Origin of the sequence: Paenibacillus larvae subsp. larvae, from assembly GCF_002003265.1 — a bacterium.
Lineage (GTDB): Bacteria > Bacillota > Bacilli > Paenibacillales > NBRC-103111 > Paenibacillus_H > Paenibacillus_H larvae.
This window is the reverse complement of record NZ_CP019687.1, coordinates 4137308-4152298: the sequence shown is the minus strand read 5'-3', so window position 1 is coordinate 4152298 and position 14991 is coordinate 4137308. Positions and strand designations below refer to the sequence as shown.

19 protein-coding genes are annotated in these 14991 nt (G+C 46.4%); 1 reads left to right on the top strand and 18 read right to left on the bottom strand.

From position 1 onward, the window contains the following. Positions 1–4: 4 nt before the first annotated feature. From BXP28_RS24735 to BXP28_RS21640, 13 genes are all read right to left on the bottom strand, one after another. Positions 5–277: a tetratricopeptide repeat protein gene (locus BXP28_RS24735; RefSeq protein ID WP_235430622.1), complete on the bottom strand. Its 273-nt coding sequence runs from the start codon at positions 275–277 to the stop codon at positions 5–7. Next, complete coding sequence (locus BXP28_RS24730) at positions 199–654, bottom strand: hypothetical protein (RefSeq protein WP_235430623.1); 456 nt, start codon at positions 652–654, stop codon at positions 199–201. The genes BXP28_RS24735 and BXP28_RS24730 overlap by 79 nt, the downstream gene beginning before the upstream one ends. Before the next feature lie 14 nt (positions 655–668). After that, positions 669–1052, bottom strand: coding sequence for an aspartate 1-decarboxylase (panD, locus tag BXP28_RS21690; protein WP_036657918.1), 384 nt, complete (start codon positions 1050–1052; stop codon positions 669–671). Then, positions 1045–1947: a pantoate--beta-alanine ligase gene (panC, locus tag BXP28_RS21685; RefSeq protein ID WP_023482683.1), complete on the bottom strand. Its 903-nt coding sequence runs from the start codon at positions 1945–1947 to the stop codon at positions 1045–1047. Before panC ends, panD begins: the two co-directional genes overlap by 8 nt. 46 nt (positions 1948–1993) lie before the next feature. Further along, the gene (panB, locus tag BXP28_RS21680; RefSeq protein WP_023482682.1) at positions 1994–2854 is read right to left on the bottom strand and encodes a 3-methyl-2-oxobutanoate hydroxymethyltransferase; all 861 of its coding nucleotides are present in this window, start codon (positions 2852–2854) and stop codon (positions 1994–1996) included. A 393-nt stretch (positions 2855–3247) separates the two neighbouring features. Next, positions 3248–4228: a biotin--[acetyl-CoA-carboxylase] ligase gene (locus tag BXP28_RS21675; protein WP_023482681.1), complete on the bottom strand. Its 981-nt coding sequence runs from the start codon at positions 4226–4228 to the stop codon at positions 3248–3250. After that, complete coding sequence (locus BXP28_RS21670) at positions 4221–5579, bottom strand: CCA tRNA nucleotidyltransferase (protein WP_024093772.1); 1359 nt, start codon at positions 5577–5579, stop codon at positions 4221–4223. Before BXP28_RS21670 ends, BXP28_RS21675 begins: the two co-directional genes overlap by 8 nt. Before the next feature lie 22 nt (positions 5580–5601). Beyond that, complete coding sequence (gene bshA, locus BXP28_RS21665; RefSeq protein ID WP_023482679.1) at positions 5602–6762, bottom strand: N-acetyl-alpha-D-glucosaminyl L-malate synthase BshA; 1161 nt, start codon at positions 6760–6762, stop codon at positions 5602–5604. 23 nt (positions 6763–6785) lie between these two features. Then, positions 6786–7478: a bacillithiol biosynthesis deacetylase BshB1 gene (gene bshB1, locus BXP28_RS21660; protein WP_023482678.1), complete on the bottom strand. Its 693-nt coding sequence runs from the start codon at positions 7476–7478 to the stop codon at positions 6786–6788. Beyond that, entirely contained in the window at positions 7471–7899 is a 429-nt protein-coding gene (gene mgsA / locus BXP28_RS21655; protein ID WP_040932014.1) for a methylglyoxal synthase, read from the bottom strand. The genes bshB1 and mgsA overlap by 8 nt, the downstream gene beginning before the upstream one ends. A gap of 87 nt (positions 7900–7986) precedes the next feature. Further along, positions 7987–8790 (bottom strand): 4-hydroxy-tetrahydrodipicolinate reductase, encoded by an 804-nt coding sequence (dapB, locus tag BXP28_RS21650; RefSeq protein ID WP_023482676.1) that lies wholly within the window; start codon positions 8788–8790, stop codon positions 7987–7989. A 182-nt stretch (positions 8791–8972) separates the two neighbouring features. Then, entirely contained in the window at positions 8973–9488 is a 516-nt protein-coding gene (locus BXP28_RS21645; RefSeq protein ID WP_023482675.1) for a tetratricopeptide repeat protein, read from the bottom strand. Between the two features lie 72 nt (positions 9489–9560). Continuing rightward, positions 9561–9899 (bottom strand): nucleotide pyrophosphohydrolase, encoded by a 339-nt coding sequence (locus BXP28_RS21640; protein ID WP_036657911.1) that lies wholly within the window; start codon positions 9897–9899, stop codon positions 9561–9563. Positions 9900–10052: 153 nt separating this feature from the next. Here BXP28_RS21640 and BXP28_RS21635 point away from each other — a divergent pair, with 153 nt between their 5' ends. Beyond that, entirely contained in the window at positions 10053–10922 is an 870-nt protein-coding gene (locus BXP28_RS21635; protein ID WP_023482673.1) for a YitT family protein, read from the top strand. On the opposite strand, the gene BXP28_RS21630 is transcribed toward BXP28_RS21635, so the two are convergent. From BXP28_RS21630 to BXP28_RS21610, 5 genes are all read right to left on the bottom strand, one after another. After that, positions 10919–11782 (bottom strand): sporulation protein YpjB, encoded by an 864-nt coding sequence (locus BXP28_RS21630; RefSeq protein ID WP_023482672.1) that lies wholly within the window; start codon positions 11780–11782, stop codon positions 10919–10921. The two genes, BXP28_RS21635 and BXP28_RS21630, sit on opposite strands and share 4 nt — an antisense overlap. Positions 11783–11833: 51 nt before the next feature. Then, positions 11834–12529 (bottom strand): DUF1405 domain-containing protein, encoded by a 696-nt coding sequence (locus tag BXP28_RS21625; protein ID WP_042118831.1) that lies wholly within the window; start codon positions 12527–12529, stop codon positions 11834–11836. Positions 12530–12794: 265 nt separating this feature from the next. Then, positions 12795–13664, bottom strand: coding sequence for a menaquinol-cytochrome c reductase cytochrome b/c subunit (locus tag BXP28_RS21620; protein ID WP_036657907.1), 870 nt, complete (start codon positions 13662–13664; stop codon positions 12795–12797). A 33-nt stretch (positions 13665–13697) separates the two neighbouring features. Continuing rightward, a complete protein-coding gene (gene qcrB / locus BXP28_RS21615; RefSeq protein WP_023482669.1) occupies positions 13698–14369 on the bottom strand; it encodes a menaquinol-cytochrome c reductase cytochrome b subunit in 672 nt (223 codons plus the stop codon). A 17-nt stretch (positions 14370–14386) separates the two neighbouring features. Next, positions 14387–14935, bottom strand: coding sequence for a QcrA and Rieske domain-containing protein (locus BXP28_RS21610; protein WP_023482668.1), 549 nt, complete (start codon positions 14933–14935; stop codon positions 14387–14389). Between the last annotated feature and the right edge of the window lie 56 nt (positions 14936–14991).

Genomic DNA, 14991 nt, shown 5'->3' with positions numbered 1-14991 from the left:
AAATTCAGAAGAGGTTCCACAATAGACGGGTCAGCGCTGTAAGCTTTTTTGAAGTACTCAAATGCTTGCTGGAAAATTGAATACAACCAAGGGCATTATAAGTAATGGCCTTCATTTGAGCATTATCAACCAGAGGGGCAAGCAGCTGGAAATGTCTTTTTGCTTCAGGCAACTCTCCCTGTTTTAAATAACCCATAGCTAAATAAATTCGGGCAAGCAGAAAGTCCGGCTCTTTTTGAACAAGTTTTTCAAACTCTTGAATGGCCTGTCTATACATGTATAGTTTAAAATAACCCTGCCCCGCAGAAATTCTTCGGATTGTTTCCCTGTCCAGTCTAATTCCAATAGATCTTGATGAAGGGTTGGAGTTTTCATTGTTGCGCTATGGACGAATTGCGAGAGCTTCTCTTCAAACAGCAGCCATTGTTCAATGCACTCATCACTCATTGCTTTTAAGGCGGTCAACTGTTCTTCAAGCTCTTGTTTGGCAGCCCCTGTGGCTGTTTTCGACTCCTTGATGATATCATCCAGAACTTCATTCATGGTACCGAATAATTGTTTGAACATGAGTGTATCCCACCTTAACCTGGCATTCAAAGAAGCGATGGACTTCGTACCGATACACTCATTCTTTGCAGGGGCTACCCGTTTCATACATGTAAAACCCTTCAGCGGATCGTGGAATGTGTCTCCTCTTTTAGCACTTCTTCAATCCGGTTTCCTTCACCCATGAAGGCAATTGTAGGGCAGTGGTTCCTGCCTTCCTCGTCAGTCATCAAGGCATAGGAAACAATGATGACAATATCTCCAACCTGTACCAAACGTGCAGCCGCCCCGTTCAGGCAGATCACTCCAGAGCCGCGGGGGCCGGGAATAATATAGGTCTCAAGACGGGTACCATTATTATTGTTGACAATCTGAACTTTCTCACCCGGGAGCATATCCACAGCATCCAAAATATCTTGGTCTATGGTTACACTGCCTATATAGTTTAAATTTGCTTCTGTCACGGTTGCCCGATGAATTTTAGCTTTCATCATAGTTCTAAACATGGCTGATCTCTCCCCAATGAAATATGGCATTGTCAATTAAACGCGTACCACCAAAACGAACGGCTAAAGCAAAAATGATACGCTCGTCTACATTATTACTTAAGGTAAGCCGTTCAGGCAGGGGCTTGAGAGAAGGGTAACTAAGTACCTCTACATAATCGATGTCCGCCAATGGCTGACTGCTAATCTGGTCTACAAGCCTCTGTCTGACTTCCTGAGTATTGAATTCCTTTTGTTCGCTTAGCCAGGTAAGTGTATCGTTCAGTGCCGCGGAAAGAACCAGGGCTTGCTTTCGCTCTTCAGGACTTAAATAAACATTCCGGGAACTTTTCGCAAGCCCGTCCTTTTCACGGACAATCGGGCAGGGAACAATTTCTACATTCATGTTTAAATCTTCTACCATTTGTTCAATCACGGCCACTTGCTGTGCATCTTTAAGCCCAAAAAAAGCTTTATCCGGCTGAACAATATGGAATAACTTTGATACCACAGTTGTAACACCGTCAAAATGATCCGGCCTTGAAGCCCCGCACAGAACGTTCGTAAGTTCGGATATATGAACGGTAGTACGCTGTGACCGGGGATACATTTCCTCAACTGTCGGAAGAAAAAGAAGATCCACACCCGCTTCCGAAGCAAGCTGTTTATCACGCTCTATATCCCGCGGGTATTGATCCAGATCTTCATTCTGCCCGAACTGAAGAGGGTTCACAAAAATGCTCATTATAACGATAAAACACTGTTTTTTGGCTTCTTCCACAAGACTTAAGTGGCCTTCGTGCAAATATCCCATTGTCGGAACAAACCCGACGGGGGCAAGATGAAAACGGTTATGTCCCGTTTTTAATTCCCAAATGGCTTGCTTCAGCTCGGCAATACGTGTGATGACTTTCATCCAGAGTTCATGCTCCTTTGTAATCCTTTAGTCATAAGTTCGTAGGTTAGTTCCCTTTGTTTCCGTACAGACGGTCAACCGCCTCCTGATCCATCTTAAAGGTATGCTCCCCGGCCGGAAATTGGCGGTTTCTCACTTCATTGACAAATTGGGTAATTCCATCCCGGATGAGCTCTCCGGCGTGGACATAAGTTTTTACAAACTTTTTAGGCCATGGTTTGGATTCATAGCCTACAGCATCATGGAAAACAAGCACTTGTCCATCACAGGAAGGACCCGCTCCGATACCGATAGTCGGGATAGAGAGCTGATCCGTTATCCAAGCGGCCAGTTCGTCCGTAACGAGTTCCAGCACCAAACAAAAAGCACCCGCTTCCTGGATAGTCAAAGCATCTTTTAGCAGTTCCCGGGCCTGGTCAGAATTTTTCCCTTGAACCCGGTAACCCCCAATTTGATGAACAGATTGCGGAGTTAATCCCAGGTGGCCGACAACAGGAACTCCCGCTTGGGTTAGAGCCTTCACAGCCGGGGCGATTTCAGCTCCCCCTTCCAGCTTGACGGCTTTTCCCAATCCTTCCCGCATGATGCGCCCGGCATGATATAGGGTCTGGTCAAGACTTCCGTGATAAGTCATAAAGGGCATATCTGTTACAACGAAGGCAGATTTTACGGCACGGGTCACGGCTTTCGTATGGTAAATCATATCATCAACCGTTACAGGAAGGGTTGAATCATAGCCAAGCACCACATTTCCCAAGGAATCCCCTACCAAAATCATATCTACACCGGCTTCCTCAGCCAGCATGGCAGAGGGATAGTCATAAGCCGTGATCATTGTAATGGGAATGCCCTCTTTTTTCATACTTTTGATTTTTGCCGTCGTAAGCGGCTTGCGGTTTGTTTCCATGTCCTCACTCTTTCCTTATCATTGTAGGCGCAAAAAGCGAACTGCTGGTTTTCCCGCTTTAACATGCCGAGCAAAGAGGAAACGACCCTCCTGTCCAATTAAAGGTTTTTTCCCGTTACATGTTTATATTCCGTCAAAAAACCCTTCAGCAAAAAAACGCTAAAGGGCACACGTAAACAAAGAATCGTTGATCCTTCTGTCTCGGTCCCTCCAGGCTCAGAGCAGAATCCGTCATCATCCGTTAAGCTAACAATATGGTTCATGTTAAAAACGTTATAAATGAAGATCTTGTAAGAGTGCAGTTCGATATTGGATACCGCCTCATCAGGTAGTATAACAAATTTATTTGTATCTGGAAATCTAAATTTCAGTTGGGATCAAACAAACGCTCCTTTATTCGGGCTGGGCGGGAATGTCCACTTCGCCGGAATACATCTTATAAATCTTGTTTCCCGGTGTTCGGACAACCAAGGCACCGGCATCATCGAGACATTCGGCTATACCTTCAAACTCTCCGTCCGAAGTGCGCACCCGGATTGTCCGGTGTAAGGAGATGCTCTGAGCTTCCCAGAGTGTGCGGATAGGGGCAAATCCTTTTTCCATATACAGCACATAGATTTGCTCGAATTCCTGTAAAAAGGCCGCGATTAATTCCTCCCGGTCCACTTTATATCCCAGTTCAGCTTCCAAAGAGGTTGCTACCTCGCGCAGGTCCTCCGGAAAATCCCCGGCCTCTATATTCGCACTAATTCCAATGCCGGCAATGATATGCTTCAGTCTTTCATCTTCGCCACTGATTTCCAGAAGAATCCCGGATACTTTGCGCCCGCCGATTAGCAAATCATTGGGCCATTTTATTCCGATGTTCAGTCCATACAGCTTTTGAATAGTCCGGCACAAGGCCACCGCTGCCACAAGAGTAAGCTGCGGAGCGAAGAAAATCGGCACTTTAGGCCTAAGAAGCAAACTCATATAGATGCCTTTTCCCTTTGGAGAAAACCAGTGCCTGCCGTGGCGCCCCCTTCCCTGATTCTGGGCATCCGCCACTACTAATGTGCCGTGCTTGGCCCCTTCTGAAACAAGACTTGCAGCCAGATTTTGAGTAGACGCCGTTTCTTCAGCATAATGGACAGTCTGTCCAAATATATCCGTTTTAAGCAGGCTCTTAAGCCGTTCGACATCCAGACGTTCAGGTTCTTCCAGAAGTTTATATCCCTTCCTCCTGGAGGCTTCAAACCGGTAACCCTGTTGCTTCATGGCTTGGATATGCTTCCATATTGCCGTCCGGCTCACACCGAGTTCCCGGCTCAATTGCTCACCGGACAAATATTCACCAGGGTTCTGTTCAAACATGGCAAGTATACGTTCAATCATGCGCTTTCCTTTCTTTATTCCAGTTCATCATATATCGTTCAGCCTCTTCAAGCAGCTTTTCGCGGTCATTGGGAAGGACATTTAGTGCAACTTTTTCCAAAAGGCACTGCAGCAGCGTTTTTAACCAGGGCCCTCCTTTTTGATCAAAATGCTTCATAAGATCGCGGCCCGTAATCGCCAATGCCTTAACTTCTTTGCAAGGAATTTGTTCAAGCCATCTGATTCCGTTCTTCCAGATGTCTTCTCCTAAAATATGAAGCAGGGCATAAAAAGGCGTCCCCGCCTGAAGGGATTCCGTTTTTCGACCGGGCTTTGCATAGAACCGGGGATATACCGCCGTCACAATTCGGGCAAGCGAGAATAAAGAAATGCCGGACTGGCGGACAGCCGTTAGCTTCCAGAGCTTTTCGCTGGTACAGGATTCCATGGATCCTTTCCGCTCCGAAACTATTTCATTCGCCAGAGTTTCTGCAGAAGCTAGTATATTTTTTACCGTAAAAAGATCCTGGTTCGAGAAAGTAAGACTCCGCATAGCGCGGGAAGCTTCTTTTGCCTTGGCCCCGGCCAGAAGAAAAAGGAGCGTCCATCGGTCTTGTAAGTCGGGAAGTTCATCCAGGACGGGAAGAAGCATTTTAGCAGGATCTTCACCCAGCATGTTAAGTGACACATGGAGCGGATCTTTAAAATGCTCCCATAAACCGCTTTTAAGAAGTAAATCCACTGCATGCTCAGGGGCAGGCCCCGCCACCATCCGTTCAAGCTCAGTCCGGACTCGTTCCATGGCGATATGACGAAGAAGGGGAGCGGCTGATAAAAGAGCCTGCCAGGAACATTCCTCGATCCGAAGCGCATAAGTGGAGGCAAAACGGATGGCCCTTAGCATGCGAAGCGCATCCTCCCTGTATCGCTCATCAGGCTGTCCTACACATCGCAGCAGTCCCTTTGCCAAATCTTCCTGTCCGCCAAACGGATCAATTATACGGCCATCCAAGCCTATAGCCATGGCATTCATGGTGAAATCGCGGCGGCGTAAATCTTCATTGAGATCGGTAATGTAACAGACCTCTTTAGGACGGCGGAACTGTTCATACTCCGATTCTTTCCGGAACGTTGTCACCTCAAATGCGAAGCCTTCTGCCAGAATGGTTACTGTGCCGTGCTGCAAACCCGTAGGAATCACCTTTTCAAAACAGCCCATCACCTGTTCAGGTAATGCTGCCGTGGCTATATCGAAATCCTTTACCGGTCTGCCCAGCAGTTCATCGCGGACGCAGCCGCCTACAAAATAAGCTTCATAGCCATGTCTATGAAGCTGCTGAATGACGCTACATGCCGCTTGTTTCATGTTCATTTCTATCACATGCCATTTCTCTTTATCTTAGTTCATTCAGTCTTTCCGGTATGGGAAGCCCAAGCACCTCATAGTATACTTGTTCATACCTGGCGCGGAGCGAATCATTACAAAACTTTTTGCGGGCCCGCTGCACACAGGCTTCCGATACCCGCTTAAGCAGCTCTTCATCCTCCAGTAGACGTATCGTATACTTTGACATTGTATCTACATCACCAACTTCGGCCATAAAACCTGTTTCACCGTGGGTGATAAGTTCAGGTATTCCACCCGCGTTCGATCCTACCGTAGGCACCCCACAAGCCATGGCTTCCAAAGCTACTAGACCGAAGCTTTCTTTTTCTGAAGGAAGCAGCATCACATCAGCAAGTGAGATCACCTGTGCAACATCATCCTGTTTACCCCAGAATTCCACAAAGTCCTGAAGCCCAAGCTCGCGAACCTCCGAGACTATCCGGGACAATTCCAGACCTTCCCCGACAAGCAGAAGGCGACTGGGTATTTCCCTGTGTACTCTCGCAAAGATCTGTACCACATCATGTACCCGCTTAACCGGCCGGAAATTCGAGATATGAATAAAGAGCTTCTCTCCGGGCCTTGTTACTTCCCTTTTTAAATCTTCGACAGGTCTCGGATAATACATACGCTTATCCACAAAATTGTATATTTTGTGAATTGGTTTTTGTATGTCCAGTGTCTGCCTGGTTTCGCGGATCAGATCTTCAGATACAGCTGTTACCGCATCGCTTTCATTAATGGCGAAACGGATCATATTGCTGATCGATGCGTCCTGTGCAAGAACCGTGATATCCGTCCCATGAAGCGTTGTCACCACTTTCAGATGATCCCCCACCATTTGCTTGGCCAGCAAGGCACAAACAGCATGGGGGATCGCATAATGGACGTGAAGCAAGTCAAGCTCCTGCATCCGCGCTACTTGTGCGAGCTTACTCGCCAGGGAAAGATCATAGGGAGGATATTTAAACACATAATAATCACTGACTTCCACTTCATGATAAAATACGTTTTTATCGAATCTGCCCAGCCGAAACGGCATACTGTGAGCTATAAAATGTACCTCGTGCCCTTGTTCGGCCAGCAATTTTCCCAGTTCTGTCGCAACTACTCCGGATCCCCCTAAAGAAGGATAACAAGTGATGCCTATTTTCAGTTTTTCTTTCATAGGTTTATATCCTCTCCAAACGGCTACAGCAAAGTATCTGGCATGAAGGGAATCCTCGTTATGAACCCCTCGGCACATCCTATTGTTCTTTTCTGTCCCAAGAGTTGATCCCGTGCCCGCACCCGCTCCACATATTCTTGATTAAGCGGAGTCATAACAGTATTCTCTCCCGGAATAAATTGGCTGCGGTACGTTTCCAGCGCCTTCACTTTGTACGGGTAAACCGCCGTGACATCCACCATCACATCCGGCTGTACGACATCATTAATAAAGTAAAAATATACCTGCTCAACCGTCCACGGATCTGCATCCGGAAGATAACGACGCAGCTTCGCATTGAATACCGCTTCCTCTACTAGTTTTGAACAAGCAACATGATCAGGGTGCCGGTCCTCCCAGTAAGGGGCGAAAACGGCACGAGGTTTGTACTTCCGGATCTGTATCGTAACCGCATCGATGTGCTCTTTGCAAAGGCTCAGTCCCCGATCAGGCAGACCCAGGTTTTTACGCAGAGCCAAGCCCAAAATTTCTCCAGCCGCTTCAGCTTCCTTCAGTCTGGTATCCACGTCACCGTTAGAGGACATCTCGGCACGGGTCAAATCACAAATTCCTACCCTGTACCCCTGAAGAACGTGTTTTTTAATCGTACCGCCCATGCCTATCTCAGCGTCGTCCGCATGAGCACCGAATATGAGCAGGTCGAGCCGTTCACTCATGTCCCTCACCCTGCTGCCTATATTTATGTACCACTTCTCTCCAGGCAAAATCCCCACGGTCCAGTGCCTTAACTAATATCTCGGCGGAAGCCACATTTGTAGCCAGCGCAATTCCCTGAACATCACATAGCCTGAGCAAAGCGGTAATATCAGGTTCATGGGGCTGTGCCATTAAAGGATCGCGCAGGAATATAATGAGGTCCATCTCATTTTGTGCGACAAGGGCACCTATCTGCTGATCCCCGCCAAGCGGGCCGGACATAAAACGGTGAATCTGCAGACTTGTTTTTTCCATAATACGAAGCCCTGTAGTACCTGTTGCATATAACTGATGGCCCTGAAATGCTTTCTCATAGGCCGTGGTGAAGTTCACCATTTCTTCTTTTTTTCGGTCATGTGCAATGAATGCGATTTTAAACATAGCTGTCCCCACTCTCCTTATGCCGGGCTACCGATAAAATTCTGGAACAAAGGCTGTTTTTTGTTTCTCCAGTTCCATTTTAAAGTTTTACTCTATGAAATGATCAAAACCATAAACCAGCCCTGTATACTCCATTACTTTTTGTATACCTACCTTAACTCCCGGCATATAAGCTGCTCTATCATATGAGTCATGACGAATTTTCAGAGATTCGCCGAAGGCTCCCATAATCACTTCCTGCTGCGCGAATACTCCGGGAAGACGTACACTGTGAATGCGAAACCCATTATAATAAGCCCCGCGGGCCCCCTCCAGTATCTCCTTTTCCCTAGGGTTGCCTTGTCTTATCTCTTCCCTCACTTGTGAGATCATCTCAGCCGTTTTTACAGATGTCCCCGAAGGTGCATCTAGCTTTTGATCTCCATGGTACTCAATGATTTCAAGATTTGGGAAATATTTTGCCGCTTGAGCTGCAAATTTCATCATCAGGATGGCCCCGATGGAAAAATTGGGGGCTATTAAGCCGCCAATGCCTTTTTCGAGGCATAGCTTGTCCAGCGTTTCGATATCCCCTGGAGAAAAACCGGTCGTGCCTATCACAGGACGCACCCCATGCTTAATGGCCAGGCTTGTATGATCCAGGGCAGACTCAGGAGCCGTAAAATCAACCAAAACGTCCGGCCTTGTTTCTATAAGCGCCTGTTCTAAATTATTCATCATGATAACCCCGCAAGCTTCCATTCCGACCAGGTTTCCAAGATCCAGGGGGCCGCTTGAGCGGTCCACCCCTGCTGCCAGAACCAGTTCTTCATCCTGAAGAAGCATCTTTATTACTTCACGTCCCATTCTGCCGCTTGCTCCGGCTACTGCTACACGTATTTGTCTGGTCATGAATTAAAACCCCTTCCTTATATGCGGCAATGGTATATTTCTTTGTATTTTCATGTTATCTACCCGAATCAATTTCATAAAACAACTGGTCAGCGTTTAATTGAGAAGATGTAGATGAATACGGTTCAGATTTAACTGCATCTTGTACCCGTTCGGATGGAAATCTAAGTTATGAAATTGATTCACCTGTGTAAAAATGCCTTCAATTTGTTCTCATATTCAGCCCGGAGAGTCTGTGCCGTTTCATCTGCCGGATTTAATTTTAGTGCTTCGTGAACGCTTTTTAGAGCCATCGTGTAGTCCTCAAGATCATCATAAGAAACGGAGAGCAGAATGAATGCCTCGAAGAACAGCGGATCCAAAATAACGGCTTCCTTCAACAAACGGATAGCCTTATGCTGTTCATTCTTTCCCTCTTTCAAAAACTTTCCGGCTTGCTGCATCAGGGATTTTGCTTTCAAGTTCCGGGAATGAAGTAAATAAACCTCATCATTCGGGGCAAGCCGCAAGGCATCTCTTGCGTGAGCAAGAGCTTTTTTCAGCTTACCGCTTCTTGCGCAGCTAATAGACAGCTTGTAATGAAAATCCGCATTGAGAGGATCTCTCCTGACAGCTTGTTCAAAACAATCAATAGCCTGTTCAAAATCATTGTCCAGAAGAGCCTGGTAAGCTTTTTGTATCTCCTGTTCACCGTTCATGTACACATCCCCCTCTCAGCCTTACCTTTACTAGAATATTCAAGGAAAGTAGGATGGTACAGCATATGTAATTTAACTTGTTTCGGTGTCCTTTTTCGTCCAGCGTCCGGCATCTCGGGTTTGGAACTTTCTCATTACTTTTCCGTGAGCCTCTGCCAGATCAATACCAAGGGAGTTGGCAAAACAAATCGTGATGAAGAGGATATCTCCGAGTTCAAGCTCGATGGAATTGTCTTCCTCGGTGGGCTTTTTAGGCTTTTCCCCATAATAATGATTTACCTCTCTGGCCAACTCACCCACTTCTTCAGACATTCTTGCCAGCATGGCAAGCGGACTGAAATATCCTTCTTTAAACTGGGAAATATATTCATGAACTTCCGCTTGAAGTTCTTTAAGGGAACGGTCTGTCATATTATGCTTTTTCCCTCCAGTTGTCTTTTTCTTCATGTTATCGCAAAGCCTGACGTATGACAAATTTTTTTATCCTTTTTGGAATCAAAAGAAACAAGGTATAACAGGAAACGATTATCTTTCCATTATACCCTTATTTTAAGGAGGTCATCTATGTCGTCCAAACGTTTTGCCCGGCGCCTTTCCCAACTAATTCCGATAGCTGTAGGCACGGCCATTTTTGCATTCGGACTGCATTATTTTGTCATTCCGAATGAACTTATGGAAGGCGGGGTTACAGGTGTGGCCCTTCTGTTAAAATATGCGTTTGATGTACCTCCATCCATCACGAATCTCGTCATCAACATTCCATTATTTTATTTAGGCTGGAGGGCTTTCGGCAAGGAAGCCATGTCCTATACCATCTTCGGAACTGTTTCCCTGTCCTTCTTTTTATGGGTTATGGAAACGTTTATCAAACACGGATGGATTATTCCGTTTGCAACAAAGCAGGATTATATCCTGGCCGCACTGTATGCGGGAGTTACCATTGGAACCGGCCTGGGATTTGTGTTTCGTTATGGAGGGACCACGGGCGGTTCAGACATTCTGGCCCGGTTTGTCCAAAAGAAAAAAGGCCTGAGCGTCGGGCAGGTCATCTTGTTTATCGATGTGATTGTCATTACCAGTTCATTATTGTACATACCGAAAGAAAAAGTTCTCTACACACTTGTTACCGTATTTGTCGGTTCCAAAATGATTGACTTTATTACAGAAGGTACGCACGCAGCCAAAGCATTTACCGTTATAACGAACCACCCTCAGGAGATTGCGGATGTCATCACGAAAGAAATGGACCACGGAGTTACCCTCTTTCCGGCTAAGGGCGCTTATTCCAAGATGGAAAAGGAAGTTGTATATTGTGTTGTGTACCGGCGCGAAATGAAACAATTCAAAGACCTGGTTAATAAAATTGACCCCCGTGCTTTTATCATTATCAATGAAGTACATGAGGTGCTGGGTGAAGGTTTTAAAGAAAATTAGGGTTTGCGTCTTCCCGGAATGGAGATTGCCTGCTTCCTGAGCCCATACATCCTGTATGCAGCATAAAACAAAGTCAGCACAATGGCGGACCCTATACCCAGAGTCCATATAATTGGTTTTTGAGGATCGGCTACGGGAAGAAACGTGCTTTCTTCTCCTTGATTCCATAAACTGTCTATTGTCCGCTGAAGCGTTACAAGCCGTTCCTGCACCCGTTTACCGGATATGTCAGAACGGGAAAGCTCATTTCTCATCGCCATGATTTCATTGTCCAGCCTTCCTACAGCCCCGGCATCCTTGCTGAGCAGAAGAGCCGGCCTTACGCGGGCAATATGCCGAAGCAAATCATTGAACGCGGCAATCATGGCTTCTGGTGATTCAGACAGGGCGGCAGCCCATAGTTTATGATTATCATCCCGGATCAGCCGGTCATACTGCAACCACAAAGGCTGCTTGGGATGTGCAATAGCATCCATGGCCAGACGGATTTTAGCGGCAGTTCTTTCTTTGTCTTCTGCGGTCTTGCCTGAAGAGGCAAACAGGGTCTGTCCCTCGTCCATAGCTTCCTGCAATGCTTGAGCCGCATGGCTGGAAGCAAAACCAACGATCCCTGTCTCTTGAAGACTTGCTGCCAGTCGTTCCAGTTCCTGTTTTCCGCGACCCTCATCTCCCTGCATGATAGATTCATACATCTGTTCAGCCGTATTATTCAGGGATGCCACTACTTGGGCATCTTCAACGGATTTCATTACGGTTTGAACGGCGTTTTCTTTCCAGCCGCATCCGGTTAGCATAATGAAAAAGACAACCAGACTGATTCCCCATCCGGCTGTCCTTATTTTTTGTTTAAGCAGCAGCATTGGACATCCCTCCTTTAACATCATTTTATGGAGAGATCACCGCTTTTAGACCTACATCCCCCGTTGGTGTTTTTTTGCCTTGAATAAAACGAATACTGCAAGGCCTATTCCCGTAATGCTTAGTGCCACTGTAAACCACTGAATGATAGATAAATACGGGTGAAGCAAAACAAATAAAGAAGGGAAGATCCCGTAATGGTAATCCATATAATCGTTTAGCAGTGTCCAAGAGCCTGCAAGTAGAATTCCCGTCCAAGTAAACTTCATCCATTTCGCGTATATAAACACTTCCATAGTCATTGCCAAATGAGAAACCATCAGCATCCAATCCTGCCATACCAGCGGAAGCCCTTTCCAATTTCCTGCCCAGATCATAGCTACAGCCCAGATTCCATATTTGTAACTTGTTATAAAGGCAAATGCATCTACAAACCCTCTCAATACGGAATGGCGACTGATTAACGGGATATCTTCGGAACCCGTTTGTTTCCCGGTTTTCCCCTTGTTCTGGTCCCAAAACAGAAAACAAACGCTGATAGTAAAAAACAGGCTGGCTGTAGGACTGTCCGGCACAAAAATGGCAAACCAGGCTGGCTGTGTATGGATGGTTTCGATTAATTGATACCGGTACCATTCAAATCCATAGATTGTACCCAGCATATTACATACAAACAATGGCCATAGTACATTTCGATTACACAAAAAAGAATGGCTGAAGAAAAAAGAAATTCGGTTTTTGGTCTCCAACTGGGCTCCTCCTGCTCGCAAGTTTCCTTTATCCTATAGGGGCAAATGAATTTTTGATCAAAGCACATGCCTGCATCCTAATTTCTAAAAAGACCTGACCGCCCTTGTGCGGTCAAGTCTTCCTCCAAAGGATAAAGTAATACAACCTTTACCATATGGTCCTATTTTATCATTTTGCTTATTTCACTTAAAGATGAAATTGTCAATCTTGTCTTTGGGAGATTTAGTGCAAATGCTCGTTCAGGACTGCAAACTCGGTTGTATCTTACTTTCCTTTTTTCTGTTTTGCCAGCCAATCGGACAGCTTATCGATATCATCATCACTAAGTCCCGCAGACTTATTAGCTTCATATTGTGGAGACATTCCGCCCTGGCCATTTTTGATAATATTCAAAATCTCATCCTTATTATGCTTGTCTCCGATGCCCCTTAGTGGTGGGATACCGGATTGGCCCTTTAAATCTGCGGCGTGACAGGATACACAAGTTGCCTTCTTGTAAATCTCCGCAGCCGGATCATCAGCAGCAACAATAGCGGGCAGGACTTGTTTTCCTTGTGGCTTAGGAGCTTCTGTATTTCCGGCTTTGCGCTCCTCTTCCCGTTTAATATGATCGGGGACGGTTCCGGTTTCTGCCAGTTCTTTTTGATAATGGTCCCAGGCAACCCAGGTCAAGTAAGTACAGGAAGCCAAAGCAAGAATCATTAGACCGGAAGCAATAGGCCGTCTATAAAAACGCCTTTCTTTTCCCGTATCGAGGAAAGGGGCCAGCAATAAAGCGCCAAAAGCAATACCTGGTACAAGAAGCGTACCGAAAACAATGTACTGGTCAGATGTATACGGGTATTTCAAAAACTGATACAGGAACAAGAAATACCAGTCCGGCATCGGGATGATATTCGCCCTCGGATCAGCCGGATAGCCAAGCGGAGCCGGGTCCGACATGACCAGCACCAGGATTCCTACAAGCACTACAACGGCAACCATCCATTCCTTCAATAAAAAGTTAGGAATGAACGCTTCCGATTTGCCCGGGTACGCTGAGTAATCTCTTGGATCAGGCCTGCTAGTTTTTTTACGGATACGCGAGTCTCCGACATAGATGACTTTCTCGTTTGGATCATGTCTATGTGCCATTAGAAGGCCCTCCTTTCATTCTTCAGATTCACATTATAGCGGTCCGGAAATCCCCTGTCTGCGGATCATAATAAAGTGTCCGGCAAGCAGGGCAAGTAAAACCGCAGGTAAGAAGAACACGTGAAGGGCAAAGAAACGCGTCAAGGTTTCAGCACCCACGATGGAGCCCCCTTGAAGGAACGTCTGGATATAGGGGCCTAGATAAGGTACAGAGGCGGCAATCTCCATCGTTACCTTCGTGGCAAAATACGCTTTGTTATCCCACGGGAGAAGGTACCCTGTTAAACCCAATCCAAGCATAACAAAGAAAATCAGCATGCCTACAACCCAGTTCATCTCGCGGGGCGCCTTATATGAGCCGGTAAAGAAGACGCGAAGTGTATGTAATAACATCATGACGATAACCAGGCTAGCCCCCCAGTGATGCATCCCCCTGACAATCACACCGAATGCTACCTTATGCTGGAGATAATCCACACTGAGGTAGGCATTGATGATATCGGGAGTATAATACATTGTTAAAAACATACCGGATAGAATCTGAATGACAGTCACGAAGAATGTGAGCCCGCCGAAACAATAGACAAAGGCGGAGAAGTGATGCGCCGGGTTCACATGTTCCGGAACTTCATGATCAGCCACGTCTCTCCACATCGGCGTGATATCAAGACGGTCGTCCATCCAGTTATACATTTTCTTTAACATCTGATGTTACGCCTCCCTTATTTCACTCTACTGTTGGCTTTCAGTTCACCCAGATAGACGAAGCCCTGTTCAATTTTGAGATCATATTGGTCAAGAGGTTTAGGAGCTACGGCCAGGTTCTTGCCATCCTTTGTATAATGCGCACCGTGGCAAGGGCAGAAATACTGGTCCTTATACTCCTTGTTGTTGTTCCATCCTACCGTACAGCCAAGGTGCTTGCAGGTCGGATTCAGCGCGAAGATTTGTCCGTCGCTGCCTTTGGCAATCCATGTGGTGATTTCGGGATCCGATTCGTACCAGCCGTCCACCTGATGAACCTTAAATGTAAATGATTGCGGTTCCTCAGTAATTTTCGACTCTTCAACCACTTTTATCCATTCGGCCTTGGCCTTTGGTTTCAGAACAGGATCCACGGCAAAGCGAAGCATCGGAGCGATCATGCCGGCAGCCATGAAACCTCCAGTGCCGCCCAACGTATAAGCCAGAAACTGGCGGCGGGACATTTCGCGTTTTGTAGTCGCTTTCCTTCCAGTTTGTTCCTCATTTGCCTCAAAGCGGTCTTTCATTCGCATACTTCCCCCCTAACAATTCGCAGCATCCACTTCCGGAGCCAGGGCGAATT